Genomic DNA, 26,130 nt, shown 5'->3' with positions numbered 1-26,130 from the left:
TTCGTTCCGCTGTCTCAGGAAGCCGTCGTCTCGTGCACCGGCTCCCGGACCGCCTCCGGCCTCGGGACCGGGATGACCGGGGCGGGGGCGGGCGCCCTGGGCGCGACCGGGCGGGCGGCGGTGCTCGACACGGTCTTCGGCAGCGGCACCGTCATCGCGACGAGCAGGCCGAGGGCGAGGGCGGAAAGGGCGATCACCGCGATACCCATGCCCGAACTCGTCTGTGACAGCAGCAGCATGGCGAGGGTGGACAAGATCACGGTGCAGGAGCCGTAGGCGAGCTGTGCGGTCGTCGGACGAGGCATGGCAATCGTGTCCTCGGGTGGGGACCTCCCCGTGCCTCTCACGATGCGGGGAGGTTACGGATACGAATCAAAGGTGAAGCAGTGCCGTCGGCTTGGCTTTGGCCGACTTCCGGCGCTCCGCCAATCGACTCTATTCGCCAGGGTGCCCGAGCGGAACGACAGGTAAGCGTGACCTGACCCACGGCACGGGGAGCACGGGGGGCGCACGGAGTCATGAGGTCCACGAAGTGGACGGGGGCGCGCGCCGGTTGAGGTGACTTCATAACGTCCGGATAACGAACGGTGCGTGACTGTAGACGCGTTAGTGCACTTGACCTGCTCAAGTCAAGATCTGTCTTTTATCTCGAAACTCCTGTCGAATGTCGTCACTTGACTACACGCGTATACCGCGCGCGGACTTCCTCCACGACCAGGACATCCCTTCCGCGCGAGACGGGCGCGGGGGAGGACCTCAAGTGACCAGTAGACCCTGGACGTTCAGAGCGGCCGCGATCGGCGTCGCACTCGCCACGGCCGCGGCGACCGCCTCGACCTTCGCGGTGGCGCAGGCGGACGAAGCCGCGCCTGCGGCGTCCGTGGACCGGCACGACCCGGCGGACCACGCCGAGCACGCCGAACACGACCTCGACGGCCCCCTGAGCAAGACGCAGGAGGCCCAGCGCGAGGAAGCCCTGAAGCAGGTCATATCCGGCGACGCCACGGTCAAGAACCGTAACGGCTCGCAGGTCGTGAAGCTGAAGAGCAAGAAGGGCACGAGCAAGTACGTCGAGCTCGGCCGGGAGAAGACCGACAAGATCTTCACGATCCTCGTCGAGTTCGGCAACCAGGTCGACTCCCGCTACGGCGGCACGGCCGGCCCGCTGCACAACAAGATAGCCAAGCCGAACCGCAAGAAGGACAACAGCACCGCCTGGAAGGCGGACTACAACAAGAAGCACTACCAGGACCTGTACTTCGGGACCGGCAAGACCACCGAGTCCATGAAGAAGTACTACGAGAAGCAGTCCTCGGGCCGCTACTCGATCGCGGGCACGGTCTCCGACTGGGTCAAGGTCCCCTACAACGAGGCCCGTTACGGTTCCAACAAGTGCGACCCCGACAACTGCGCGTGGTACGCGGTCGCCGACGGCGTCACCGCGTGGGTCGCCGACCAGAAGGCCAAGGGCAAGACCGACGCCCAGATCAAGGCGCAGCTGTCCGGGTACGACCAGTGGGACCGCTACGACTTCGACGGCGACGGCAACTTCAACGAGGCCGACGGCTACATCGACCACTTCCAGATCGTGCACGCCGGTGAGGACGAGTCCGCGGGCGGCGGCGCGCAGGGCGAGGACGCCATCTGGGCCCACCGCTGGTACGCCTTCGGCACCGACGCCGGCGCCACCGGCCCGGCCAACAACAAGCTGGGCGGCGCCCAGATCGGCGACTCCGGCATCTGGGTCGGCGACTACACCATCCAGCCGGAGAACGGCGGCCTCGGTGTCTTCGCCCACGAGTACGGCCACGACCTCGGTCTGCCGGACCACTACGACACCTCCGGCACCGGCGCCGAGAACTCCACCGGTTTCTGGACGCTGATGTCGTCCGGTTCCTGGCTCGGCACCGGCAAGAACGAGATCGGTGACCTGCCCGGCGACATGACCGCCTGGGACAAGCTGCAGCTCGGCTGGCTGAACTACGACGTGGCGAAGGCCGCGAAGAAGTCGAAGCACAAGCTGGGTGTCGCCGAGTACAACACCAAGGACAAGCAGGCCCTCGTGGTCGAGCTGCCGAAGAAGGCGGTGACCACCGAGATCGTGCAGCCGTCGCAGGGTGCCACGCAGTGGTGGAGCGGCAGCGGCAACAACCTCAAGAACACGCTGTCCCGTTCGGTGGACCTCACCGGCAAGTCCGCCGCGTCCCTGACGCTCGACGGCTGGTGGGACATCGAGCGCGACTTCGACTACCTCTACACCGAGGTGTCGACGGACGGCGGCGCCAACTGGACGGCGCTGGACGGCACCGCGGACGGCACGGCGATCACCCGTGACGGCAGCGACAAGCCGGCCCTGACCGGTTCGGTCGAGGCGTACCAGAAGCTGGTCTTCCCGCTCGACGCCTACGCGGGCAAGAAGATCGACCTGCGCTTCCGCTACCAGACCGACGGCGGCCTCGCCCTCAAGGGCTTCGCGGCCGACCAGATCGCGGTCACCGCGGACGGCTCGACCGTCTTCGCCGACAACGCCGAGACCGCGGACGCCGCCTGGACGGCGACCGGCTTCAGCCGCAAGGGCGCGAACTACTCCTCGGACTACGAGCAGTACTACATCGCCGAGAACCGCCAGTACGTCTCGTACGACAAGACCCTCAAGGTCGGCCCGTACAACTTCGGCTTCTCGACGACGCGTCCGGACTGGGTGGAGCACTACGCCTACCAGAACGGCCTGTTGATCTGGAAGTGGGACACCTCCCAGAAGGACAACAACACCAGCCAGCACCCCGGTGTCGGTCTGGTCCTTCCGGTCGACTCCCACTCGACGCCGCTGAAGTGGTCCGACGGCACGCTGATGCGCAGCCGGATCCAGTCGTACGACTCGCCGTTCAGCCTGTACGGCACGGACGGGATCACGCTGCACAACGCGGACGTCAAGACGAAGATCAAGGCGAAGAAGGGTGTGTCCACGTTCAACGACCACACCCACACGTACTACAGCAAGAAGACCCCGACCGCCGGTGTCAAGATCACTGACACCAACACCAAGATCGCGATCCTCAAGGAGGCCAAGGACGGCTCCACGATCACGATCGAGGTCGGCCGCGCGGTGAAGTAAACCGCATTTCCGCAGGTCAGACACCATCCGGCCGCGACCCCCTTGGCGGGTCGCGGCCGGACGTGTTTAGGTGCGTGCTGTGGATTTCTTATTGACACCGACGCACACGGGGGAGTGACCGACATGGCTGCAGGAGGTTTCTGCAGACTGCCCGACGGCAATGTCGTCGTGGCTCTGAACCTGCCCGGAACCACGGCACCGGGCTCCACGGAGAGGCCCGCTCCCAGCATCGCGAGGCCGGTCCCGCGCGCCGCCGACGGGCCGCCACCGGCCGACGACGGCACGGTCCGCGTCCTCGTCCTGGCCGCGAACCGGGCCCGGGCCCTGACCCGCCTGCGCAACCTCGGCATGCGGGCGATCTACCTCCGCGGCAACGCGGCCCCACCGACCCCGGACGAGATCACGGCGGTCCTCCACCACCCCGACGGCCTGATATGGCGTACGTCACCACCGTGCCGGGCGACCACGACGACGGAGCTCTGGCACCCGATCAGGGCGCTGCTGAGGAGGCCGACGACACGGGTGTGACCGGCCCGCGGCTCAGCGGCCGTCGGCCAGGGCCCTAGGGCCCTTCTGACGGATCTCCGCGGCGTCGCGACGCCCGGCACGCACTCTCGCCGCACCAGACGAAAGCCCAGGTACGTCCAGTACGAGGCCTTCCGCCCGGCACGCCGAGAGCACGCACCGAACGCCGCTCCTTCTCCCACGGAGATCCATCAGAAGGGCCCTAGACGACCGGCTTCCCGGACAGCTCCACCCCCGCCTTCCGCAGCTGCTCCAGCGCCCGCTCGGTGCTCTCCTCCGCCACCCCGGCCGTCAGATCCAGCAGGACCTGGGTGCGGAAGCCGTTCTTCGCGGCGTCCAGGGCGGTGGCGCGTACACAGTGGTCCGTGGCGATGCCGACCACGTCGACCTCGTCGATCTCGCGGGCGCGCAGCCAGTCCGCGAGGGTGACGCCGTTCTCGTCGGCGCCCTCGAAGCCGCTGTACGCGGCGGCGTACGCCCCCTTGTCGAAGACGGCGTCCACCGCACCGGAGGCGATCGCGGGGGCGAAGTTCGGGTGGAAGCCCACGCCCTCCGTGCCGGCGACGCAGTGCGCGGGCCAGGAGTGGGCGTAGTCGGGGTTGTCGGAGAAGTGGCCGCCAGGGGCGATGTGGTGGTCGCGGGTGGCCACCACGTGCTGGTAGCCGGGGCCGGCCGCCTGGCCGATCAGCTCGGTGATGGCGGCGGCCACATCGGAACCCCCGGCCACCGCGAGGCTGCCACCCTCGCAGAAGTCGTTCTGCACATCTACGACGATCAAGGCGCGGCGCATGGTGTCGGTGTCCTTCGACTGGGTCGACTATGGGGTCGGTCGGTGATGAGGGGCGCGGTCCCGCCGGACTGAACTGAATTGCGAACTTCCGAGCCTAGAGACTTCCGGCGCCGCGCGGGAGGGGGCATCCGGCGGCCGTCCGGTGCGCGGACCGGGGCACGGGCCGGACGCGCGGAGGTGAACGGCCCGCACGCGGGCCCGTACGCCCCACACCACCCCCAGAGTGACCCCCACGCGCCCTTGCGGCATCTCACCAAGGCTGTCAGACGTATTCCGTCGGAATGACGGCCTCTCCCCGCGACAGTTGCGTCGCCGAGAGGGGCAGATTGGCGCGTGCGGCCACATGCCGGTCGCGTACGACGTCCAGGGGCTCCCGGGACAGGACCTGACCGTCCTTGATCAGTCGCACCAGCAGCTGCCGCTCGCGAAGCTCGTCCGGGACGGGTCCCGTGCCGATCACCTCGGCCTCCGCCACCCCGTGCTCGTCCAGCCGCCGGGCCGCCCACTTGCGGCCCCCCACGGACGTCTTCCCGCCGCTGGACTTCTTCGCCACCGGGGCCAGCGCGGCCGTGGAGTCGGCCGACTCCGCGCGGGCCACCAGCTTGTAGACCATCGAGCACGTGGGGTGGCCCGAGCCCGTCACCAGCTGCGTACCCACCCCGTACGCGTCCACCGGCGCCGCGGCCAGCGACGCGATGGCGTACTCGTCGAGGTCCGAGGTCACGATGATCCGGGTGGCGTGCGCCCCCAGCTCGTCCAGCTGCTGCCGCACCCGGTGGGCCACCAGGAGCAGGTCCCCGGAGTCGATCCGCACCGCGCCCAGCTCGGGCCCGGCGATCTCCACGGCCGTCCGTACGGCCTCGGCGACGTCGTACGTGTCCACGAGCAGCGTGGTGTTCCGGCCCAGCGAGTCCACCTGGGCGGTGAAGGCGTCCCGCTCGCGGTCGTGCAGCAACGTGAACGCGTGGGCGCTCGTGCCGACCGTCGGGATGCCGTAGCGGAAGCCCGCCGCCAGGTCCGAGGTGGAGGTGAAGCCGCCGACGTACGCGGCGCGCGAGGCGGCCACGGCGGCCAGCTCGTGTGTGCGCCGGGCGCCCATCTCGATCAGGGGGCGCTCACCGGCGGCGCTCGACATCCGGGAGGCCGCCGCCGCGATCGCCGAGTCGTGGTTGAGGATGGAGAGGATCACGGTCTCCAGGAGCACGCACTCCGCGAACGTCCCCTCGACCCGCATGATCGGCGAGCCCGGGAAGTACACCTCGCCCTCCTGGTAGCCCCACACGTCACCGCTGAAGCGGTAGCCGGCCAGCCAGTCGAGGGTCTCGGCGTTCACGATGCCGCGTTCGCGCAGGAAGCCGAGGACGGCCGGGTCGAAGCGGAAGTTCTCCACCGCGTCCAGCACCCGTCCGGTCCCGGCCACCACGCCGTACCGGCGCCCCTCGGGCAGCCGCCGTGTGAAGACCTCGAACACCGAGCGCCGCTCGGCGGTCCCGGCCTTCAGGGCGGCCTGCAGCATGGTGAGTTCGTAGTGGTCCGTGAAGAGCGAGGTCGAGGGCACGTCCACCGGCAAACCAAGGTCCGCTGTGTTCATGACGAAGGATCGTACTCCCATCTCGTCAATCTGACGATTTCCAGCGATTCGTATGTCTGAGGCTGTGGTGGCAGCATGGGCCGTGTGACGGCAGCCGCACCCATCGAGATCGAGAAGACCGAGTCGGCGGAGGAGACCTTCGCCGTACCCGAACCCGACGTCCCCTGGGTGACGATCGTCCACAACGACCCGGTCAATCTGATGAGCTATGTGACCTACGTCTTTCAGTCGTACTTCGGATATACGAAGGACAAGGCCACCAAGCTCATGCTCGACGTGCACCACAAGGGTCGTGCGGTCGTCTCCAGCGGGTCCCGCGAGGAGATGGAACGCGACGTCCAGGCCATGCACGGCTACGGCCTGTGGGCCACCCTCCAGCAGGACCGGAAGTAACGACCTACCTGATGCCAGGACACTTCGAAAGCCTCCCCGACGGCGGCGCCGCCGTCGCGCTCGACGAGGTCGAGATCTCCATCATCCGCTCGCTGGCGGTCCAGCTCCTGGAGCTGATCGGCCCGGGCCCGGGTGGGGACGCCTCGGACGACCCGCTCGCCGAGCTGTTCGCCGAAGGGCCCAGTGAGCCTCCCAAGGACCCGGTCCTGCGCCGGCTGTTCCCGGACGCCTACGGCGACCCCGAGGGCACCCCGCCGCCCGAGGAGGCCGAGGAGCAGCGGGCGTACTCGTCGGAGTTCCGCCGCTTCACCGAGAACGACCTGCGCGCCGGCAAGCGGGACAACGCCCTCGCGGTGGTCCGCTCCCTGGACACGCTGTCCGCCATGGGGGAGGGCGGGGCCGTGCTGAAGCTGTCGGCCGACGAGTCCCGGCAGTGGCTCGGCTCCCTCAACGATTTGCGTCTGGCCATCGGCTCCCGGCTCGACGTCGTCGACGAGGAGGACACCGACCTCCTCTACCGGCTCCCGGACGAGGACCCGCGCAAGCCGATGGTGATGGCGTACCTCTGGCTGGGCGGACTCCAGGAATCGCTCGTCACGACGCTGCTGCCGTAGGGACGCTGCTGCCGTAGGGCGTGTCGCGAAAATCCCGCCTGTCCCGTGACACCCGGCACGCCGAGAGCTCGTCCCAGCCCCGCCCGTGTAACGGAACTCAGAGTTCCGTCCCGGCCCCCTCCGGGTTCGCTTCGCGTTCGCTCAGGGGGCACTCAGATCCGGATAACGATCCCGTCACCACAGCGGCGAGGGATGCCCCCTTAAGGGTGTCCTTTGTCCGCTTCTTCCTGTGCCGTGCGCCACAACCGTGCGCCCGCAGAGCAAATCGATCAACGTTGCGCCCGTGATAGATCTTCACCGCCGCCCGACGGACACCACCCTTGTCCGCCGGGTGCGCCATGAGTGCCGACAACCGTCGGCCAGGCATAGAGCGAACTCGGGGAAGTTCAGGCACGCGCCCGCCCTTCCCCGAGCCCGCTCCGCTCCATCACATCCGGGGGGATCGGAACCCGATCCGGAGCCGCGATACGGCTCGGGTCGGCACGGCGTGGAGAAAGGCGCACAACATGACCTCCGCTCAGGTCAGTAGCAACGGCGAAGAAGCCGTGCGCGGCGACGCACCCGAAGAGGGCTACGAGCGCGGGCTCGGCAGCCGCCAGGTCCAGATGATCGCGATCGGCGGCGCCATCGGCGTCGGCCTCTTCCTCAACGCCGGGGCGAACATCGCCAAGGCGGGACCGAGCCTCATCCTGATGTACGCCGTCGCCGGCGTCATCATCTTCTTCATCATGCGGGCCCTCGGTGAGCTGCTGCTCTACCGCCCCGTCTCGGGCTCCTTCGCGGAGTACTCCCGCGAGTTCATCGGCCCGTTCTTCGGCTATTTCACCGGCTGGACGTACTGGCTGCTGTGGGTCGTCACCGGCATGGCGGAGCTGACCGCCGCCGCGATCTACATCAACTACTGGTTCCCGGCGGTCCCGCAGTGGGTGACGGCCCTGGTCTTCCTGGTCATCCTGTTCGTGGCCAACCTGATCTCGGTGAAGCTGTTCGGCGAGATCGAGTTCTGGTTCTCGATGATCAAGGTCACCGCCCTGATCGGCATGATCGTGATCGGCCTCGGCGTCCTCACCTTCGGCTTCAGCGCCGCCGGTGACACCGCCTCCGTCACCAACCTCTGGGCCTTCGACGGCTTCTTCCCCAAGGGCATCGGCTCGTCCCTGATGACCCTTCAGGGCGTGATGTTCGCGTACCTCGCCGTCGAGCTGGTCGGCGTCACGGCCGGCGAGTCCGAGAACCCGGAGAAGACCCTCCCCAAGGCGATCAACACCCTGCCCTGGCGTATCGGCCTGTTCTACGTGGGTGCCCTCACCGTCATCCTGTGCGTGGTCAAGTGGACCGAGTTCGCGCCCGGCGTCAGCCCCTTCGTGAAGGCCTTCGCGATGATCGGCATCCCGGCGGGCGCCGGCATCGTCAACTTCGTCGTGCTGACGGCGGCCCTGTCCTCCTGCAACTCGGGCATGTACTCCACGGGCCGCATGCTGCGCACCCTGGCCGACAGCGGCGAGGCCCCCAAGGTCTTCAACAAGCTGTCCGTCACCAAGACGCCCGCGTTCGCGATCACGGTCTCCGTGCTCTTCATGGGCATCGGCGTGATCCTGAACTACATCGTCCCGGACAAGGCCTTCGAGTACGTCGTCTCCGTCGCCACCGGCGCCGGCATCTGGACCTGGCTGATGATCCTGTTCAGCCACGTCCGCTACCGCCGCGCGGTCGACGCCGGCCGACTGCCCGCCTCCTCCTTCCCGGCACCGGGCGGCGCGACGGGCAGCTGGATCGCCATCGTCTTCCTGCTCTTCGTCACCGGCCTCATCGCCTACGACCACGAGGCCCGCGTCAGCCTCTATGTGATGGCCGGCTGGGCTGCCGCCCTCGGCGTCGGCTGGGTCGTGCTCAAGGCGCGCAACCCGCAGGTCGCCGAGCGCCGCGAGCCGGAGCTCGACAAGGTCGGCTGAGACCTTCTGCCCGGCATGTGGGCTGTTCCGTACCACCCCCCGGTACGGAACAGCCCTTCTGCTTATCCTGGCCAGCATGCTGACCATCACCCAGGCCCTCGTCGACCAGATCGTCGCGCACGCGCGCAAGGACCACCCCGACGAGGCGTGCGGCGTCGTCGCGGGCCCGGCGGGCTCGGACCGCCCCGAGCGCTTCCTCCCCATGCTGAACGCGGCCATGTCGCCCACGTTCTACGAGTTCGACTCGGGTGACCTGCTCAAGCTGTACCGCGAGATGGACGACCGCGACGAGGAACCGGTCGTCATCTACCACTCCCACACGGCCACCGAGGCCTATCCGTCCCGCACGGACATCTCGTACGCCAACGAGCCGGGCGCCCACTACGTCCTCGTCTCCACCGCCGACACCGACGGCCTCGGCGACTTCCAGTTCCGCTCGTACCGGATCGTGGAGGGCGAGGTGACGGAGGAGGAGGTCCGGATCGTCGAGGCGTACTGACGCGGAGCCGCGGCGGGCCGCGCGGCGTACCGACAGCAATCGCGGTTACCGTGGCCGGGCACGACGACTCGCCCAACTGGCCCTGATGGAGACGGTGTTGACACCACGGACGCGACGAATCGACGGACACCGCCCCACGCTGGAGGACGTGGCACACAGGTCGGGGGTGTCGAAGTCCACGGTGTCCCGGGTGATCAACGCCGAGCCGGGGGTGCGGGCCGAGGTCGCCGAGCGCGTCCGCGGGGTCATCGACCAGCTCGGCTATGTGCCGAACTCCGCCGCCCGGCAGCTGGTCACCCGCCGCAACAACGCCATCGCCGTCGTCGCGAGCCAGCCGCAGAACCGTCTCTTCATCGACCCCTTCTTCGACAGCCATCTGCGCGGCATCCGCAAGGAGCTGGTGCACCACGGCGCCCAGCCGGTGCTGCTGTTCCTGGAGGAGCCGGAGGAGTACCCGCGTGTCGGCGACTTCCTGGGCGGCGGCCACGTCGACGGCGCCCTGCTCTTCTCGCTCCGCGCCGACGACCCGCTGCCCGGCATGATCGAACGCCTCGGCCTGCCCACCGTCTTCGGCGGCCGCCCCCTGGTCCGCGAGGGCGAGCGGGTACGGGAGCGCGTGTACGTCGACGCCGACAACCGCGGCGGCGCCAGGGAGGCCGTCCGCCACCTGGTCGCGCTCGGCCGCCGCCACATCGCGACCATCACCGGCCCGTACGACCAGGAGGCCTCGGCCGTCGACCGCCTCGACGGCTACCGGGACGTCCTGCTCGACGACGCCACGCCGGACCTCATCGAGCGGGCCGACTACACCCGGAAGGGCGGCGCCGACGCCATGGCCGCACTCCTCGACCGCCGCCCCGACCTCGACGCCGTCTTCGTCGCCTCGGACCTGATGGCCTCCGGAGCGCTCCAGGTGCTGCGAGAGCGGGGCCGCCGGGTGCCGGAGGACGTGGCCGTCGTCGGCTTCGACGACCTCGCGCCCATCGCGGAGACCACCGACCCGCCGCTGACCACCGTCCACCAGGACATCGAGGGCATGGGCCGGCTGATGGCCCGCCTGCTGTTCAGCCGGACCGGGGAGCCGGGGGAGGGACGGGCGGCCGCCGTCGCCGAGCATCCTCTGTCGTCGGTGGTGACGCCGACACGACTGGTGCTACGCGCGTCGGCCTGAAGCGTGCGTCGGCCTGAAGCGTGCGTCGGCCCGATGCGTGCGCCGGCCCGAAGCGCCCGTCGACCGGGCGGCCGAGGCGGGGGTCTCACTCCCCGGCCCGATTTCGTCCGGCATGTGGGATCACATTCCGGGACCCGGACCGGGAATCGATACGATGAGCCCATGGTTCTTGACGACGTGAGTGAGAAGACGCCGGGCGCACTGCTCGTGGCGCGGCTGCACGTCGACCTGTGCAGGCTTGCCAGCGCCATCTGTTGACGCCGATCCTGCCGCCGTACGGCCGTGAGCCGGTGGGGGCACCTCCCGCGCGAGCGCAGCCGAGCGTGGGGACCATCACCTGCGTAGACACGCCTTCTCGCGCCGCCGCGCGCCCACCGACCCGACTTACTTCCGACAGGAGCCCAACGCCATGGCCATCGAGGTCCGCATCCCGACCATCCTCCGCCAGTACACCGACGGTCAGAAGGCGGTGGAGGGCAGTGGTGCCACGCTCGCCGAGCTGTTCACCGACCTCGAGAGCCGGCACACGGGCATCCACGCCCGCATCGTGGACGACGGCGCGCTGCGCCGCTTCGTCAACGTGTACCTGAACGACGAGGACGTCCGCTTCCTGGACGGCATCAACACCAAGCTGTCCGACGGCGACGCCGTGACGATTCTGCCGGCCGTGGCCGGCGGCATGGCCTGATCGGTCACTGATCACTCATGCGCTACGACTCCCCGCTGGCCGCGGTGGGCAACACCCCTCTGGTGCGCCTGCCGCGGTTGTCGCCGTCCGCCGACGTCCGGATCTGGGCGAAGCTGGAGGACCGCAACCCCACCGGCTCGGTCAAGGACCGCCCCGCCCTGCACATGGTCGAGCAGGCGGAGAAGGACGGCCGGCTGACCCCCGGCTGCACGATCCTCGAACCCACCTCGGGCAACACGGGCATCTCCCTGGCCATGGCGGCGAAGCTCAAGGGCTACCGCATGGTGTGCGTGATGCCCGAGAACACCTCGCAGGAGCGGCGTGACCTGCTCGGTATGTGGGGCGCCGAGATCATCTCGTCGCCGGCCGCGGGCGGTTCCAACACGGCGGTGCGGGTGGCGAAGGAACTGGCGGCGGAGCACCCGGACTGGGTGATGCTGTACCAGTACGGCAACCCCGACAACGCGGGCGCGCACTACGCGACGACGGGCCCGGAGATCCTGGCGGACCTCCCGTCGATCACCCACTTCGTGGCGGGCCTGGGAACGACGGGCACCCTCATGGGCGTGGGCCGCTACCTCCGCGAACACAAGCCGGACGTGAAGATCGTCGCCGCCGAGCCGCGCTACGACGACCTGGTGTACGGCCTGCGGAACCTCGACGAGGGGTTCGTGCCCGAGCTGTACGACGCGTCGGTCCTGACGACCCGGTTCTCGGTCGGCTCGGCGGACGCGGTGACGCGTACGCGGGAGCTGCTCCAGCAGGAGGGCATCTTCGCGGGCGTCTCCACCGGCGCCGCCCTGCACGCGGCGATCGGTGTGGGCCGGAAGGCGCTCAAGGCGGGCGAGTCCGCGGACATCGTCTTCGTCGTCGCCGACGGCGGCTGGAAGTACCTCTCGACGGGCGTCTACACCGCGCCGACCACGGAAGAGGCCATCGAGACCTTGCAGGGCCAGCTCTGGGCGTAGGGGAGTACGGGGATCTTCCTCGCCCCCGCCGCCCTACCCGTCCCATCCTCCAGGGGCTGCCGCCCCTTCCGCCCCGCACCGCCCCGCCCCCTGCGCCTCAGAGCTCGGGGGGCGGAGTGCGTTGGCGGGTGCGGGTGGGGTGTGGTTGCTCGCGCAGTTCCCCGCGCCCCTGAAAAGACGGGGCTGCGCCCCTGACTTTTCAGGCCCGCAGACCGTCGCTCTCAGGCCCGCAGACCGTCGCTCTCAGGCCCGCAGACCGTCGCTCTCCGACCCGTAGGGGCCGTTGTTCTCAGGGGCGCGGGGAACTGCGCGACAAGCCCCCACCGGGCCGCAGCCGACACGCCTGCCCGGAGTCTGGGGGCGGAGCCCCCGGCGCACTTACCCCGTCGCCCGCCCCCTCACGCGCGCTCCCGTGCCTCACGCGCCCCGCGACCAGCCGAACCGGTGACACCACAGGTGAGTTCGCCCACAACAGCCCTTGGCGGAGGAGCGACGGGAGGTTTTGCGCCTTACGCTCGACGGACCGCACGACCCCCGACGCACCGTCCCGATCTCTTGGATTTCCTGGATATCCCGCCAGCGGAGGTTTCTGCTTTATGAAGCTCACCGTCGTCGGCTGCTCGGGGTCGTTCCCGTCCGCGGAATCGGCCTGTTCGAGCTACCTCGTAGAGGCCGACGGCTTCCGGCTGCTCCTCGACATGGGCAATGGCGCCCTCGGCGAGCTGCAGCGCCACTGCGGTCTCTACGACCTCGACGCGATCTTCCTCAGCCACCTGCACGCCGACCACTGCATCGACATGTGCGCGTACTTCGTCGCGCGCTACTACCGGCACGACGGCGGCCGCTGCGCCCCGATCCCGGTCTACGGACCCGAGGGCACCGAACAGCGCCTGACCACCGCCTACGCCGACACCCCGTCCGCCTCCTCGATGAGCGAGGTCTTCGACTTCCACACGGTCAAGCCGAGCACCTTCGACATAGGCCCCTTCACCGTCCACACCGAACGGGTCGCGCACCCCGTCGAGGCGTACGGCATCCGGGTCGAGCACGGCGGCCGGACCCTGACGTACTCCGGGGACACCGGCGTCACCGCGGCCCTGGACGAACTGGCCCGTGACGCCGACCTGTTCCTGTGCGAGGCCGCCTTCACGCACGGCAAGGAGAACATCCCGGACCTGCATCTCAACGGCCGCGAGGCCGGCGAGACCGCGGCCCGTGCCGGCGCCCGCCGCCTGGTCCTCACCCACATCCCGCCGTGGACCGACCCCCAGGTCAACCTCGCCGACGCCCGCGAGGTGTACGACGGCCCGGTGGACCTGGCGGTGCCCAGGGTGTCGTACGAGATCTGAGGCCCGTAGACCCCGTAGACCCCGTAGACGCCCGTAGACGCGCGTAGGCGCCCGCAGACGTAGGAGAAGGGCCCCCGGAGACCGTTCCGGGGGCCCTTCTCGTCCATGTGCGGACGACGCCACGACGCCTACTTGGCCTCCGCCTTCAGCAGTTCCTCAAGCTCCTCGTCCGACTCCCGGCCGGGCACCGGCAGATTGAATCTGACGATCGCGAACCGGAAGATCGCGTAGTAGAGCGCGCCGAAGACCAGGCCCACGAACATCAGCATCCACGGCTTGCTGGCGATGCCCAGGTTGAGGAAGAAGTCGATCGCGCCGGCCGAGAAGCCGAAGCCGTCCTTCATGCCGAGTGCCCAGGTCAGGGCCAGGGAGACACCGGTGAGCACGGCGTGGATCGCGTAGAGGACCGGCGCGATGAACATGAACGTGAACTCGATCGGCTCGGTCACACCGGTGATGAACGAGGTCAGCGCGAGGGAGAACATCATGCCGCCGACGACCTTGCGGCGCTCGGGGCGGGCGCAGTGGTAGATGGCGAGACAGACGGCCGGCAGACCGAACATCATGATCGGGAAGAAGCCGGTCATGAACTGCCCGGCGCTCGGGTCCCCGGCCAGGAAGCGCGCGATGTCGCCGTTCTTGCCCTCGTACGAACCGGCCTGGAGCCAGGGGAACGAGTTGAGCAGGTGGTGCATGCCGATCGGGATCAGCGCGCGGTTGGCGACACCGAAGATGCCGGCACCGACGGCGCCCGAACCGACCAGCCACTCACCGAAGTTGTGCAGACCCTTGCCGAGGAACGGCCAGATGTAGCCGAAGACGATGCCGATGAAGAGGCCCGCGAAGGCGGCCAGGATCGGGACCAGGCGGCGGCCGCCGAAGAAGCCGGCCCAGTCGGGCAGCTTCGTGCGGTGGAAGCGCTGGTAGAGGAGGGCGACGACCAGACCCATGACCACACCGCCGAGGACACCGGCGTTGACCGGCTTGTCCAGCATGACGACCTTGCCGTCGACGGCCGTGGCCACCTTGGGCAGCAGCGGGTCGGTGAAGGTGGCGAGGACCTTCTGGAAGACGAGATAGCCGACGACCGCGGCGAGGGCCGTGGAGCCGTCCGACTTCTTGGCGAAGCCGATCGCGATGCCGACGGCGAACAGCAGCGGCATGTTGTCGAGGATCGCGCCACCGCCGGCCGCCATGAAGCTCGCGAACTTGGTGACGAACCCCGGGAACGACGTGCGCCCGAGCATGTCGTCGTTGCCGAGGCGGACGAGCAGGGCGGCGGCCGGCAGCACGGCGACGGGCAGCATCAGGCTGCGACCGATGCGCTGCAGAACAGCCATGATGCGGGAGCCCCAGCCGGAGCCCTTCTTGTCTGCGGCCGCGGGAGCGGCGCTGGCCGTGGTCACAACTTCCTCCTGTGGGCAGGGCGCCGCCCGGGGACGGGAGTGTGGGGGAGGGCAGCACGAGGGAGAGGTCTACACCAGTCAGTGGTGTAGACCTGTTTGTAGCATGCTGGGAGCACGGAAGGAACCCACGATTCCGTGAAAGCGGTCGACCAGGGAGAAAAGGTATGGCCAGTAAGGCTGAGAAGATCGTCGCCGGGCTCGGCGGCATCGGTAACATCGACGAGATCGAGGGCTGCATCACCCGTCTGCGGACCGAGGTCGTCGACCCCGAACTCGTGGACGAGGCGGCTCTGAAGGCTGCCGGCGCCCACGGTGTCGTCAAGATGGGCACAGCGATCCAGGTCGTCATCGGCACGGACGCGGACCCGATCGCGGCGGAGATCGAAGACATGATGTGAGCACGGGTGTCTCACATCCAGGGGTCCCTTCCGCCGAGGGAGGGGCCCCTCCCTCGGGAGGACTAGGCTCAGCGGCATGTCTCGAATCGACGGCCGTACGCCCGAACAGCTCCGCCAGGTCACCATCGAACGCGGCTGGAGCAAGCACGCCGAGGGCTCCGTCCTCGTCTCCTTCGGCGACACGAAGGTCTTCTGCACCGCCTCCGTCACGGAAGGCGTCCCGCGCTGGCGCAAGGGCAGCGGCGAGGGCTGGGTCACCGCCGAGTACTCGATGCTGCCCCGCGCCACCAACACCCGCGGCGACCGCGAGTCCGTACGCGGCAAGATCGGCGGCCGTACGCACGAGATCAGCCGTCTCATCGGCCGCTCCCTGCGCGCGGTCATCGACTACAAGGCGCTCGGTGAGAACACGATCGTGCTGGACTGCGACGTCCTCCAGGCCGACGGCGGCACCCGCACCGCGGCCATCACGGGCGCGTACGTGGCGCTGGCCGACGCGATCTCCTGGGCCCAGGGAAAGAAGCTGGTCAGGGCGGGCCGCCAGCCCCTGACGGGCACGGTGTCCGCGGTCTCCGTCGGCATCGTCGGCGGCGTCCCGCTCCTCGACCTCTGCTACGAGGAGGACGTCCGCGCCGAGACCGACATGAACGTCGTCTGCACCGGCGACGGCCGCTTCGTCGAGGTCCAGGGCACCGCCGAGGCCGAGCCGTTCGCCCGCGAGGAGCTCAACTCGCTGCTGGACCTGGCGGTTTCCGGCTGTGACGAACTCGCTGTTCTCCAGCGCAAGGCGCTTGATACCGTCCTGGAAAAGTAAAGGACGCACCAAGAGCCACGGCCGCCGACGGCAACCACGGCGCCACGGCTCGCGTCCCTAGGGGTACGGGCGTTCGGTTCACCGCCGGGCGCCCGGCCACACAGGAGTGGACACACGGAGGCCGCGAGGCCTGCGACCGGGCAACCAGTAGGAGGACCGTTCCATGGCCGCGAGCCGCCGACGTCGTATCACCACCCTCGCCGGAGCCGTAGCAGCCGTCGCGCTCACGGTCGGCCTCACCACCGGCTGCGACGCCGTCAACAAGGCCCTGGACTGTGTCCAGACCGCGGAGGCGATCGCGGACAGCGTGAACGACCTCCAGCAGGCCGTGCAGACCGCGGCGGACGACCCGACGCAGCTGGAGGAGTCCCTCGACGCCATCGACAAGAACCTGAGCGACATCGGCGACAAGACGGACAACGCCGATGTCAACAAGGCGGTCGACAACCTCCAGAAGGCCGTGGACGACGTCCAGACGGCCGTCAAGGAGGGCGACGCGTCCCCCGACGTCAGCGGCATCACGAACGCGGCGGGCGAACTGACGAAGGTCTGCACCTCGTAGTCGACGCTCTGTGCCGCGTGGTCGACGTATGTGTGGCGCGGTCGACGTCCGTACCGCATGGTCGACGTCTGTGCCGCGTGGCTTACGTCTGTACCGCGTGGCCGGCGGGCCGCGGGTGGCCGGGATACTGGTGGGCATGACCCGCCTGATCCTCGCCACCCGCAACGCCGGAAAGATCACCGAACTGCGGTCGATCCTCGCCGACGCAGACCTGCCGCACGACCTCGTCGGCGCGGACGCCTACCCCGACGTCCCCGACGTCAAGGAAACCGGCGTCACCTTCGCCGAGAACGCGCTGCTGAAGGCCCACGCCCTCGCCCGCGCGACGGGCCTGCCCGCCGTGGCCGACGACTCGGGCCTGTGCGTCGACGTCCTGAACGGCGCCCCCGGCATCTTCTCCGCCCGCTGGGCCGGCAAGCACGGCGACGACCGCGCCAACCTGGAGCTGCTCCTCGCCCAGCTCTCCGACATCGCCGACGAACACCGGGGCGCCCACTTCGCCTGCGCGGCGGCCCTGGCCCTGCCGGACGGCACGGAGCGGGTGGTCGAGGGCCGCATGACGGGTGTGCTGCGCCACGCCCCGACGGGCACGAACGGCTTCGGCTACGACCCGATCTTCCAGCCGTCCGGCCACAGTCGGACCTCCGCCGAACTGTCCCCGGCGGAGAAGAACGCGATCAGCCATCGTGGGGAGGCGTTTCGGGCGCTGGTGCCGGTGGTTCGGGAGTTGTTGGGCTGAGGCACGGGAGAGGGGCCGCCCTGCTGGGCGACCCCTCTTGACTGCGTGCGGCCGGTGGGACTCGAACCCACACGGGTGTGAACCCACTGGGACCTAAACCCAGCATGACTGCCAAATTCCATCACGGCCGCTCAAAAACGGTCATCGCGCTCGACCGGCGGCACTCAGTGTACGGGGCTGTCGGGTCACCCGGCGAGTGGGACTCTGCCCTTCCGGCGACACCACGTCTCTGTCGGTGCATGGCAGTTCGGGCACAGGTATCGCAGGTTCCCCGGGCGATTGTCTCGCCAGTTTCCGTTGACATGGTCGATCTGCAAGGTGATCGAGTGTCCCCGCCACTCGCCGGTGTTGCCGCACTGACGACGAGGCGGCGGCTTGGGCGATGGCGTCATCGGGGTACTTGCGCCATGGGCTGCGCTTGGCGAAGTGGCTGGCATCAAGTTGATGACGGGTTACGTGCTTCTGGAGCACCCGCCGTTGGCCGCCACTCGGGCTGAGGCCGAGCCGCCGCATCAGATCAGTCCAGTTACGCGCCCCGGCTACCTCTGGCGCAAGGCGTTTCTTGCTGTACGGATCTGATCGTTCCGATGCGCTCCGTACGCCCATGTGCCCCTCCTGTACCGACTGCCCGTTCGTGACCTCGCACGGAGTAACGAACCGATTATCGGACAGTCACGCCCAGTCGTCCCCGGAATGCGGAACGGCCCGTACCGGATCACTTCCGGTACGGGCCGTTCCCATGACCCAAAACCCACGACGGAACGCGTCTCAGATCTTCAGGTCCTTGATGATCTTGGCCACATGGCCGGTCGCCCGGACGTTGTACAGCGCGCGCTCGACCTTGCCCTCCTCGTCCACGACGATCGTGGAGCGGATGACACCCATGTACGTCTTGCCGTAGTTCATCTTCTCGCCGAAGGCGCCGTACGCCTGAAGCACCGTCTTGTCGGGGTCGCCGAGGAGGGTGACCTTCAGGGACTCCTTCTCGCGGAACTTGGCGAGCTTCTCGGGCTTGTCGGGGGAGATGCCGAGGACGTCGTAACCGGCGTCGGCCAGCAGGTCCAGGTTGTCCGTGAAGTCGCAGGCCTGCTTGGTGCAGCCGGGGGTCAGGGCGGCCGGGTAGAAGTACACGATGACCTTGCGGCCCTTGTGGTCGGACAGGGACACCTCGTTGCCGTCGGCGTCCGGGAGGGTGAAGGCGGGGGCCACGTCCCCGGGCTGGAGTCGCTCGCTCATCGGACCAGCGTAGGGCCTGTCCGGCGGATCATGCCGACTTCGGGCCACGGCGTCCGACAGCCGCAGGTGTGCGTGCCGGACCCCGCGGCCCAGGCGTGATCCGCCGGACAAGCGCCGACAGCGGGGCCTGGCAGTGCGATCCCTGGCGGAACTGACAGACTGTCCGAACACAGCGGAACACAGCGGAACAGCGATTTCACGGACAGCGGGAGGCAGTGCGGTGGCGGATACCTCGGACACCAGAACCCCGGCCGAGATCGAGGCGGACATCAAGCGCCGTCGCGACCACCTCGCCGAGACGCTCGACGAGATCGGCGTCCGGGTGCACCCGAAGACCATCGTCGGCGACGCGAAGGCCAAGGTCGTCTCCAACATCGACCACACCCTCGGCAGGGCGTACGTCTCGGTCAACCGGGTCGTGAGCGACGTCAAGGGCCAGTTGGTCGGCGAGGACGGGGCGCCCCGGCTGGAGCGCATCGTGCCGGTCGCCCTCGTGGTCGTCGGGGTGGTGGGGCTGCTCGCCCTCGGCACTCGGCGTCGTAGGGGCTGACGAAGACAGGTAGGTTCGGGGCGTGAGTGAGAAGACCCAGCACGACAAGTTGCCCATCCGGATGCTGCACGACCGTGTGCTCGTGCGGCAGGACACCGCCGAGGGCGAGCGGCGCTCCGGCGGCGGCATCCTGATCCCCGCGACGGCGGCCGTGGGCCGGCGTCTCGCCTGGGCCGAGGTCGTCGCGGTCGGCCAGAACGTCCGCACCGTCGAGCCCGGCGACCGCGTCCTCTACGACCCCGAGGACCGCGCCGAGGTCGAGGTCCGGGGCGTCGCCTACGTCCTGATGCGTGAACGCGACCTGCACGCCGTGGCCGCCGACCGCTTCGAGGGCTCGGAGGACTCGACCGGCCTGTACCTCTGAGCACCAAGCGAGCACCAAGCGAGCACCAAGCGAGCACGAAGCGAGTACGGAGCTAGTACGAAGCGAAAGGGGCCGGTGACATCGTCACCGGCCCCTTTCAGTTACCGAGGGGGGTTCCCGTAGCCGCGGCTACGGGGTCAACCCTCCCGTCGCACCGCCTCCTGAGGGGTCTCCGCCGCCGTCCGTGGTGCCCCCGTCGGTGGTCGTGCCTCCGCCGTCCGTGGTGCCTCCGTCGGTGGTCGTTCCTCCGCCGGTCGTCGTACCGCCGTCCGTGGTCGTGCCGCCGGTCGTCGTGCCGCCCGTGCCGGTGGTACCGCCGGTGGTGGTCGTTGCGTCGCCGCCGCCGGTGGTGCCGCCGTCCGTCTGGCCCTGGGTCTGGCCCTCCGTCTGGCCCTCGGTCTCCTCGCCGCCGGTGGTGGTGCCGCCGTTGTCCTGCGCACCGGTGTCACCCGGCTCGGTGGCGGGCGTGCTGGGCGGGACCACGACGACGTCCGCGCCGTCCTGGAGGTCGAGGTCGAAGTCCTTGACCTTCTTGCCCTTGAGGGCGGTCTTGGTGAACTGCGCCCAGATCTCGGTGGGCGCCCCACCGCCGTTGATGCGCTGCAGGCCCATGGCGCCGTACAGCGACTTGTGGGCGCCCGTCTTCGGGTCCTGGCCCATCACGGAGACCACGGTGGCGAGGTCGGGCGTGTAGCCCGCGAACCAGGCCGCCTGGTCCTCCTCGGCGGTACCGGTCTTGCCCGCGGCCGGGTGGCCGGAGGCCTGGGCGGCGGTGGCGGTGCCGCCCTGGACGACGCTCTGGAGCACCGCGGTGGTGGTGTCGGCGGCCTTGCGGCTGACGGCCTGCTCGGTCTCCTGGTCCGGGAGCCTGACGGACTCGCCGTCCTTGGTGATCTTCTCGATCATCGTGTACGTGCCGTGCTTGCCGTGGTTGGCGAGCGTGGCGTAGGCCTCCGCCATGTCCAGCACGCTCGCGGTGGCCGTACCGAGCGCGATGGACGGGAACGGGTTCATGTCCGGGGTGTCCTCGGGCAGACCGAGGTCGATGGCGGTCTGCTCGACCCGGTGCGGGCCGACGTCCACGGCCATCTGCGCGTACACCGAGTTCACCGACTTGTCGGTGGCCTGACGGACGGTGATGTTTCCGTAGTCGACGTAGTCCTCGTTCTCCGGGGCGTACGCCTCGCCCTCCCAGCCCTGGACGGGACGCTCGTTCGCGCCGTCGTAGACCGTGTTCGGGGTGATCGGGGTGCCGCTCTGGGTCGCCGAGGAGTTCTGCACCGCCGAGGTGAACACGAACGGCTTGAACGTCGAACCGACCTGATAGTCCCGGCGGGTCGCGTTGTTGACGAACTGCTTGGTGTAGTCGATGCCGCCGTACATCGCGATGACCTTGCCGGTCTTCGGGTCGATGGAGACACCGCCCGCGCGGACGTAGTTGTCGACCTTGTTGTTCTTCTTGTCGAGCTTGTCCATCAGCTGGTCGTTGACCGACTTGATGAACGCGTCCTGCATCTCCGGCTGGATGGTGGTGGTGATGCGGTAGCCACCGCCCGCCTCCAGCGCGTCCTCGTCGATGACCTTGTTCTTGATCAGGTACGACTTGATGGCCTCGACGAGATAGCCGCGCTGGCCGGAGAAGGCGGAGGAGGTCGTGGCCTGCTTCGGCATCGGGAACTTCATGCCCGTCCGCTCGGACTGCTTCAGCCAGCCCTCCTTGACCATGCCGTCGAGGACGTAGTTCCAGCGGGCGACGGCCGCGGACTTGTTCTCGGGGTGCGCGACGACGTCGTACATACTCGGCGCGTTCAGCAGCGCGGCGAGGTAGGCGCCCTGGCCGGCGGACAGTTCGGTCGCGTCGACGCCGTAGTACGCCTGGGCGGCGGCCTGGATGCCGTACGCGTTGCGGCCGAAGAAGCTGGTGTTGAGGTAGCCCTCCAGGATCTCGTCCTTGGTCACCTCGCGGTCCAGCTTGATCGCGATGAAGAACTCCTTCACCTTGCGGGTGACGGTCTGGTCCTGGGCCAGGTAGTAGTTCTTCACGTACTGCTGGGTGATCGTCGAGCCGGACTGCTTGCCCTTGCCGGTCGCCGTGTTCCAGGCCGCGCGGATCATGGCCTTGGGGTCGACGGCCGACTCGGAGTAGAAGTCCCGGTCCTCGGCGGCGAGCACGGCGTGCTGGGCCTTCTTGGAGACCTTCGACAGCGGGACGTTCTCGCGGTTGACCTCGCCGTCGCGGGCGATCTGCGAGCCGTCCGCGTACAGGTACACATTGCTCTGCTTGGTCGCGGCATCCTGCGGCTTGGGGATGTGCACCATGCTGTAGCCCAGCGCGAAGGCGCCCATGATCAGCAGGATCCCGAGGATGAAGGTGCCGAGCACCATCCGCCAGGTGGGGATCAGCCGCTTCCAGCCGGTGCGCTTGGGCCGCTTGCCCTTCTTCTTCGCCTTGCCGCCGGGGGCCGCCCCGTCGGGGGTGACGGCGGGCGTCACGTCGGGCACGGAGGCCGCCACCGCGGCGGGCGTGATGCCGAGGGCGCGGGTGGGCGTGTCGTCGAGCGGAGGGGCGGGCGCCGCGCCGGGAGCCCCGGAGGGTGATGCGCCGGTCGCCCCGGAGGGGGCCGCGCCGGGCGTCCGGCCAGGCGTGACACCGGGCGTCCGGCCAGGCGTGACACCGGGCGTCCGGGGAGGTGTGACGCCGGGCTTCCTTGCGGAGGCGGCGCCGGGCTTCCCCGCGGGGGTGACGCCGAGCGTCATGGTGAGCTCGGGGTCGGATGTCCGGGAGGCTGCCGCGCCAGAGCTCCCGGCGGCTGCTGCGCCGGGTGTCCGGGAGGCTGCCGTGCCGGGTGTCCGGGAGGCTGCCGTGCCGGGCGTCCGGGCGGGTGCCGCTTCGGGCTTCCTCTCAGGCTTTCCACCAGGCCGACCGCCGGTCGAGCCGCCGGCCTGCCCGCCGGTCGAGCCGTCAGCCTTCCCACTGGTCGAGCCCGGAGGCCGCCCACTGGTCGAGCCGTCAGCCTTCCCACTGGTCGAGCCCGCAGGCCGCCCACTGGTCGAGCCGTCAGACATCCCACGGGTCGAGCCCACGGGCTGCCCGCCGGGCTTCCCCTCGGACCGCCCGGACCGCTCGGACCGCTCGGACTGCCCGGGCTGCCCGCCAGGCTTCGCTTCGGACCTCCCGGGCTGTCCGCCCGGCTTCCCGGGCTGCCCGCCGGGCGGTCCGTCGGCCTTCCCGTCGGGCTCCCCCGCAGACGCGTTGTCGCGGGCCCCCCGGGTCGCGCCCGGAGCGAGCGGCTCCGGTTCTCTCGGTGCCCAGCCCGGGCCGTTCCGCTTCGGCTGCGGCTCGTCGCTCATCGTGCTGCCGTGCTCCTGTTTCGCGTCGTACGTTCATTTCCGTACGGCCTCGTGCGCCTTGCGCCCGCTCTGAGACCACTTCTGTGCCCCTGATGGAAGACTCTCGTACCGCCCGTTCCGTTCCCGGATCCCGTCACACGCTCCGCCGCGAAAACGCGTGGCACGCCGTTCCGCCCGCCCACTAGGCTTCTGCGCTTGGCCCGAATCGCTTCGAGCGAACCGCAGCGAACCGCTTCGGGCGCACCTGACCGTGGCCCGGGGCGTCCTGCTCGGGTCTCGCCCAACTCTTCGCAGCGGATGGGGGTTTCCTCGTGGGGACAGGGCGGTTGTACGTCGCCGTCGCCGCCGGTGGCTTCAGGCGGTACGCGACGTATCGGGTGGCCACCGCGGCCGGGGTGTTCACCAACACCGTCTTCGGCTTCATCCTCGCATACACCTACACGGCCCTCTGGCAGGAGAAGCCCCACCTCGGCGGCTACGACCAGGCGGAGGCGCTCACCTACGTGTGGGTAGGTCAGGCGATGTTCGCGGTGATGGTCCTGGGCAGCAACGGCTTCGAGGAGGAGCTGATCGAGCGCATCCGTACAGGTGACATCGCGATCGATCTGTACCGGCCCGCCGACCTCCAGCTGTGGTGGCTCGCCGCCGACTCCGGCCGCGCCCTGTTCCAACTGCTCGGACGAGGTCTCGCCCCCGTGGGCGCCGGCGCCCTCTTCTTCGACCTCGCTCTGCCCTCCTCGCCCGTGCGCTGGGCCGCGTTCCTCGTCGCAGTCGCCCTCGGAATGGTCGTCAGCTTCGCGATCCGGTACATCGTCGCGCTGGCCGCGTTCTGGCTGTTGGACGGCTCCGGTGCGACGCAGATCACCTGGCTCACCGGCGTCTTCTTCTCCGGGATGCTCCTCCCGCTGAACGTCTTCCCCGGCGCCCTCGGCGACCTGGCCCGCCTCCTGCCCTGGTCGTCCCTGCTCCAGGCCCCCGCGGACGTCCTGCTCGGCAAGGCCGACCCCCTGGGCACGTACGCCTTCCAGGCCGGCTGGGCGGTCGTCCTGCTCGGCATCGGCCGGGCCGTGCAGTCGGCGGCGACGCGCAGGGTGGTGATCCAGGGTGGCTGACGTCACAGAGACGGCTGAATTCACAGAGCCGAGGCCGAGTCAGGAGCCGTACGGCACCTCCGACTCCAACAACTCCCACGACTCCCACGACTCCTACGGCGCGTACAGCCGCGTACGCGACGGTCTGCGTGCCTACCGCATGATCGCCGCCATGTGGATCCGCTCCACGATGACCTACCGCGCCTCGTTCGCGATGACGACCTTCGGGAACTTCGCGGCGACCTTCTTCGACTTCATCGCGATCCTGCTGATGTTCTCCCAGGTCGACGAGTTGGGCGGCTACCGCCTGCCCGAGATCGCCTTCCTGTACGGGATCTCCGGCATTGCCTTCGGGGTGGCCGACCTCGCGATCGGGTCGATGGACCGGCTCGGGCGCCGGGTCCGCGACGGCACGCTCGACACCCTGCTCGTCCGGCCGGTGCCGGTGCTCGCCCAGGTCGCCGCGGACAAGTTCGCGCTGCGCCGCCTCGGCCGCATCACCCAGGGGGCCTTCGTCCTCGGCTACGCCCTCACCACGCTCGACCTCGACTGGACCCCGCTGAAGGTCCTGATGATCCCGATGATGGTGCTGAGCGGCGGGCTGGTCTTCGGCGCGGTGTTCGTGGCGGGCGCGGCCTTCCAGTTCGTCGCGCAGGACGCCTCCGAGGTGCAGAACGCCTTCACGTACGGCGGTGCCACCCTGTTGCAGTACCCGCCGAGCCTCTTCGGCAAGGACCTGGTGCGCGGTGTGACCTTCGTGCTGCCGCTCGCCTTCGTCAACTGGGTGCCCGCGCTGTATGTGCTGGGCCGCCCCTATCCGCTCGACCTGCCCGAGTGGCTGGCGTTCGCGCCGCCGCTGGTGGGCGCGGGCGCCTGCGCGCTCGCCGGGCTCGCCTGGCGCGCGGGACTGCGTACGTACCGGAGCACGGGGAGTTAGAGGGAGTCGTGGAGGGAGCTATGAGCGAGGACGACCGGTTCATCGAGCTGGATCGGATCGAGAAGGTCTTCGACGTCCGTAAGAAGACCGGGTTCCTGCGCCGGGAGCGGCGCGAGGTGCGGGCCGTCGACTCGATCTCCTTCACCGTGGCACGCGGCGAGATGGTCGGCTACATCGGCCCGAACGGCGCCGGGAAGTCGACCACGATCAAGATGCTCACCGGCATCCTGACGCCGAGCGGCGGCCGGATGCGGGTCGCGGGCATCGACCCCTCGCGCGAGCGGACGCGCCTCGCGCATCGCATCGGGGTCGTGTTCGGGCAGCGTACGACCCTGTGGTGGGACCTCCCGCTGATCGACTCCTACCGGCTGATGCACCGTATGTACCGCATCCCGGACGCCCGTTACCGCGCGAACCTCGACCGCTGTGTCGAACTCCTCGAACTGGGCGACCTGTTGGACGTCCCGGTCCGCCAGCTCTCCCTCGGGCAGCGCATGCGCGGGGACATCGCGGCCGCGCTGCTGCACGACCCCGAGGTGCTGTACCTGGACGAGCCGACCATCGGGCTCGACGTCATCAGCAAGGCCAAGGTCCGCGAGTTCCTGAAGGACCTCAACACCGAGCAGGGCACGACGGTGCTGCTCACCACGCACGACCTCCAGGACATCGAGCAGTTGTGCAGGCGCGTGATGGTCATCGACCACGGGCGCCTGATGTACGACGGCCCGCTCACCGGCCTGCACGAGATCGGCGACAGCGAACGCACCCTCGTCGTCGACCTGGAGCGCGAGCTGCCGCCCATCGAGGCCGCGCCCGCCCGGGTCGTGCGCGTCGAGGGCCCCCGGCAGTGGCTGGCCTTCCCCGCGTCGGAGTCGGCGGCTCCGCTGGTGGCGCGGATCGCGTCGGCGTACCCGCTGGTGGATCTGTCGGTCCGGGAGCCGGACATCGAGGCCGTGATCGCCCAGATGTACGCGCGACAGGCGGAGGAGACGGTCTCGTAGCCCCGAGCGACGGTTCCTCGTAGGCT

Annotated in this window: 27 protein-coding genes and 1 tRNA gene; 20 read left to right on the top strand and 8 right to left on the bottom strand. The window is 69.2% G+C overall.

What is annotated here, in order from left to right; all coding sequences use genetic code 11:
• Positions 1 to 14: 14 nt before the first annotated feature.
• The gene (locus SGFS_RS23620) at positions 15 to 305 is read right to left on the bottom strand and encodes a hypothetical protein (RefSeq protein WP_286253124.1); all 291 of its coding nucleotides are present in this window, start codon (positions 303 to 305) and stop codon (positions 15 to 17) included.
• 455 nt (positions 306 to 760) lie between these two features.
• On the opposite strand from SGFS_RS23620, the gene SGFS_RS23615 reads away from it, so the two are divergent.
• Together SGFS_RS23615 and SGFS_RS23610 are read left to right on the top strand one after the other, a co-directional pair.
• On the top strand, positions 761 to 3,115 hold the full coding sequence (locus SGFS_RS23615) for an immune inhibitor A domain-containing protein (RefSeq protein WP_286253123.1): 2,355 nt from the start codon (positions 761 to 763) through the stop codon (positions 3,113 to 3,115).
• Between the two features lie 123 nt (positions 3,116 to 3,238).
• Positions 3,239 to 3,643, top strand: a complete 405-nt coding sequence (locus SGFS_RS23610; RefSeq protein WP_286253121.1) for a hypothetical protein — start codon at positions 3,239 to 3,241, stop codon at positions 3,641 to 3,643.
• Positions 3,644 to 3,842: 199 nt separating this feature from the next.
• On the opposite strand, the gene SGFS_RS23605 is transcribed toward SGFS_RS23610, so the two are convergent.
• Complete coding sequence (locus tag SGFS_RS23605; protein ID WP_286253119.1) at positions 3,843 to 4,430, bottom strand: nicotinamidase; 588 nt, start codon at positions 4,428 to 4,430, stop codon at positions 3,843 to 3,845.
• Between the two features lie 262 nt (positions 4,431 to 4,692).
• Positions 4,693 to 6,021 (bottom strand): nicotinate phosphoribosyltransferase, encoded by a 1,329-nt coding sequence (locus tag SGFS_RS23600; protein ID WP_286253117.1) that lies wholly within the window; start codon positions 6,019 to 6,021, stop codon positions 4,693 to 4,695.
• Between the two features lie 75 nt (positions 6,022 to 6,096).
• On the opposite strand from SGFS_RS23600, the gene clpS reads away from it, so the two are divergent.
• From clpS to SGFS_RS23560, 9 genes are all read left to right on the top strand, one after another.
• A complete protein-coding gene (clpS, locus tag SGFS_RS23595; RefSeq protein ID WP_286253116.1) occupies positions 6,097 to 6,414 on the top strand; it encodes an ATP-dependent Clp protease adapter ClpS in 318 nt (105 codons plus the stop codon).
• A gap of 11 nt (positions 6,415 to 6,425) precedes the next feature.
• Positions 6,426 to 7,028: a DUF2017 domain-containing protein gene (locus SGFS_RS23590; RefSeq protein ID WP_286253115.1), complete on the top strand. Its 603-nt coding sequence runs from the start codon at positions 6,426 to 6,428 to the stop codon at positions 7,026 to 7,028.
• Between the two features lie 506 nt (positions 7,029 to 7,534).
• Positions 7,535 to 8,980 (top strand): amino acid permease, encoded by a 1,446-nt coding sequence (locus SGFS_RS23585; protein WP_286253114.1) that lies wholly within the window; start codon positions 7,535 to 7,537, stop codon positions 8,978 to 8,980.
• Between the two features lie 76 nt (positions 8,981 to 9,056).
• Entirely contained in the window at positions 9,057 to 9,479 is a 423-nt protein-coding gene (locus SGFS_RS23580; RefSeq protein ID WP_286253113.1) for a M67 family metallopeptidase, read from the top strand.
• An 85-nt stretch (positions 9,480 to 9,564) separates the two neighbouring features.
• The gene (locus SGFS_RS23575; RefSeq protein WP_286253111.1) at positions 9,565 to 10,650 is read left to right on the top strand and encodes a LacI family DNA-binding transcriptional regulator; all 1,086 of its coding nucleotides are present in this window, start codon (positions 9,565 to 9,567) and stop codon (positions 10,648 to 10,650) included.
• A gap of 162 nt (positions 10,651 to 10,812) precedes the next feature.
• Positions 10,813 to 10,908 (top strand): putative leader peptide, encoded by a 96-nt coding sequence (locus SGFS_RS51465; protein WP_309474684.1) that lies wholly within the window; start codon positions 10,813 to 10,815, stop codon positions 10,906 to 10,908.
• 151 nt (positions 10,909 to 11,059) lie between these two features.
• Positions 11,060 to 11,338: a MoaD/ThiS family protein gene (locus SGFS_RS23570; RefSeq protein ID WP_286253108.1), complete on the top strand. Its 279-nt coding sequence runs from the start codon at positions 11,060 to 11,062 to the stop codon at positions 11,336 to 11,338.
• Between the two features lie 17 nt (positions 11,339 to 11,355).
• Positions 11,356 to 12,306, top strand: coding sequence for a PLP-dependent cysteine synthase family protein (locus SGFS_RS23565; RefSeq protein WP_286253105.1), 951 nt, complete (start codon positions 11,356 to 11,358; stop codon positions 12,304 to 12,306).
• Between the two features lie 596 nt (positions 12,307 to 12,902).
• Positions 12,903 to 13,655 (top strand): MBL fold metallo-hydrolase, encoded by a 753-nt coding sequence (locus SGFS_RS23560; RefSeq protein WP_286253104.1) that lies wholly within the window; start codon positions 12,903 to 12,905, stop codon positions 13,653 to 13,655.
• Positions 13,656 to 13,783: 128 nt separating this feature from the next.
• Here SGFS_RS23560 and SGFS_RS23555 read toward each other — a convergent pair whose 3' ends face one another.
• Positions 13,784 to 15,061 (bottom strand): PTS transporter subunit EIIC, encoded by a 1,278-nt coding sequence (locus SGFS_RS23555; protein WP_286253103.1) that lies wholly within the window; start codon positions 15,059 to 15,061, stop codon positions 13,784 to 13,786.
• 164 nt (positions 15,062 to 15,225) lie between these two features.
• Between SGFS_RS23555 and SGFS_RS23550 the strand changes: the two genes are divergently transcribed.
• From SGFS_RS23550 to rdgB, 4 genes are all read left to right on the top strand, one after another.
• Positions 15,226 to 15,459 (top strand): PTS glucose/sucrose transporter subunit IIB, encoded by a 234-nt coding sequence (locus SGFS_RS23550; RefSeq protein WP_286253102.1) that lies wholly within the window; start codon positions 15,226 to 15,228, stop codon positions 15,457 to 15,459.
• 76 nt (positions 15,460 to 15,535) lie between these two features.
• A complete protein-coding gene (gene rph / locus SGFS_RS23545) occupies positions 15,536 to 16,273 on the top strand; it encodes a ribonuclease PH (RefSeq protein WP_286253101.1) in 738 nt (245 codons plus the stop codon).
• Positions 16,274 to 16,436: 163 nt separating this feature from the next.
• Entirely contained in the window at positions 16,437 to 16,835 is a 399-nt protein-coding gene (locus SGFS_RS23540) for a hypothetical protein (RefSeq protein ID WP_286253100.1), read from the top strand.
• Between the two features lie 136 nt (positions 16,836 to 16,971).
• On the top strand, positions 16,972 to 17,574 hold the full coding sequence (gene rdgB / locus SGFS_RS23535; protein ID WP_286253099.1) for an RdgB/HAM1 family non-canonical purine NTP pyrophosphatase: 603 nt from the start codon (positions 16,972 to 16,974) through the stop codon (positions 17,572 to 17,574).
• Between the two features lie 46 nt (positions 17,575 to 17,620).
• Here the strand turns inward: rdgB and SGFS_RS23530 are convergent.
• From SGFS_RS23530 to bcp, 3 genes are all read right to left on the bottom strand, one after another.
• Positions 17,621 to 17,705 (bottom strand) — tRNA-Leu (locus SGFS_RS23530).
• Between the two features lie 54 nt (positions 17,706 to 17,759).
• Positions 17,760 to 17,966 carry an HNH endonuclease gene (locus SGFS_RS23525; RefSeq protein WP_434027930.1) on the bottom strand — a complete coding sequence of 69 codons (207 nt, stop codon included), beginning with the start codon at positions 17,964 to 17,966 and terminating at the stop codon, positions 17,760 to 17,762.
• A 376-nt stretch (positions 17,967 to 18,342) separates the two neighbouring features.
• Complete coding sequence (gene bcp, locus SGFS_RS23520; protein WP_286253098.1) at positions 18,343 to 18,810, bottom strand: thioredoxin-dependent thiol peroxidase; 468 nt, start codon at positions 18,808 to 18,810, stop codon at positions 18,343 to 18,345.
• Between the two features lie 220 nt (positions 18,811 to 19,030).
• On the opposite strand from bcp, the gene SGFS_RS23515 reads away from it, so the two are divergent.
• A complete protein-coding gene (locus SGFS_RS23515; protein ID WP_286253097.1) occupies positions 19,031 to 19,360 on the top strand; it encodes a DUF3618 domain-containing protein in 330 nt (109 codons plus the stop codon).
• Positions 19,361 to 19,382: 22 nt separating this feature from the next.
• Positions 19,383 to 19,724 (top strand): GroES family chaperonin, encoded by a 342-nt coding sequence (locus SGFS_RS23510; protein WP_033525031.1) that lies wholly within the window; start codon positions 19,383 to 19,385, stop codon positions 19,722 to 19,724.
• 129 nt (positions 19,725 to 19,853) lie between these two features.
• On the opposite strand, the gene SGFS_RS23505 is transcribed toward SGFS_RS23510, so the two are convergent.
• A complete protein-coding gene (locus SGFS_RS23505) occupies positions 19,854 to 22,481 on the bottom strand; it encodes a transglycosylase domain-containing protein (RefSeq protein ID WP_434027927.1) in 2,628 nt (875 codons plus the stop codon).
• A 905-nt stretch (positions 22,482 to 23,386) separates the two neighbouring features.
• Between SGFS_RS23505 and SGFS_RS23500 the strand changes: the two genes are divergently transcribed.
• The 3 genes from SGFS_RS23500 to SGFS_RS23490 all read left to right on the top strand — a co-directional run bounded on the left by SGFS_RS23500 (position 23,387) and on the right by SGFS_RS23490 (position 26,104).
• Positions 23,387 to 24,187: an ABC transporter permease gene (locus SGFS_RS23500; protein WP_286253095.1), complete on the top strand. Its 801-nt coding sequence runs from the start codon at positions 23,387 to 23,389 to the stop codon at positions 24,185 to 24,187.
• 124 nt (positions 24,188 to 24,311) lie between these two features.
• Positions 24,312 to 25,103 carry an ABC transporter permease gene (locus SGFS_RS23495; protein ID WP_286260027.1) on the top strand — a complete coding sequence of 264 codons (792 nt, stop codon included), beginning with the start codon at positions 24,312 to 24,314 and terminating at the stop codon, positions 25,101 to 25,103.
• A 20-nt stretch (positions 25,104 to 25,123) separates the two neighbouring features.
• Entirely contained in the window at positions 25,124 to 26,104 is a 981-nt protein-coding gene (locus SGFS_RS23490) for an ABC transporter ATP-binding protein (RefSeq protein ID WP_286253094.1), read from the top strand.
• The last annotated feature ends 26 nt before the right edge of the window (positions 26,105 to 26,130 follow it).

Origin of the sequence: Streptomyces graminofaciens (assembly GCF_030294945.1) — a bacterium.
GTDB classification, from domain to species: Bacteria; Actinomycetota; Actinomycetes; order Streptomycetales; family Streptomycetaceae; genus Streptomyces; species Streptomyces graminofaciens.
The sequence above is the reverse complement of the archived record's forward strand: the minus strand, read 5'-3'. Positions and strand labels throughout refer to the sequence as shown.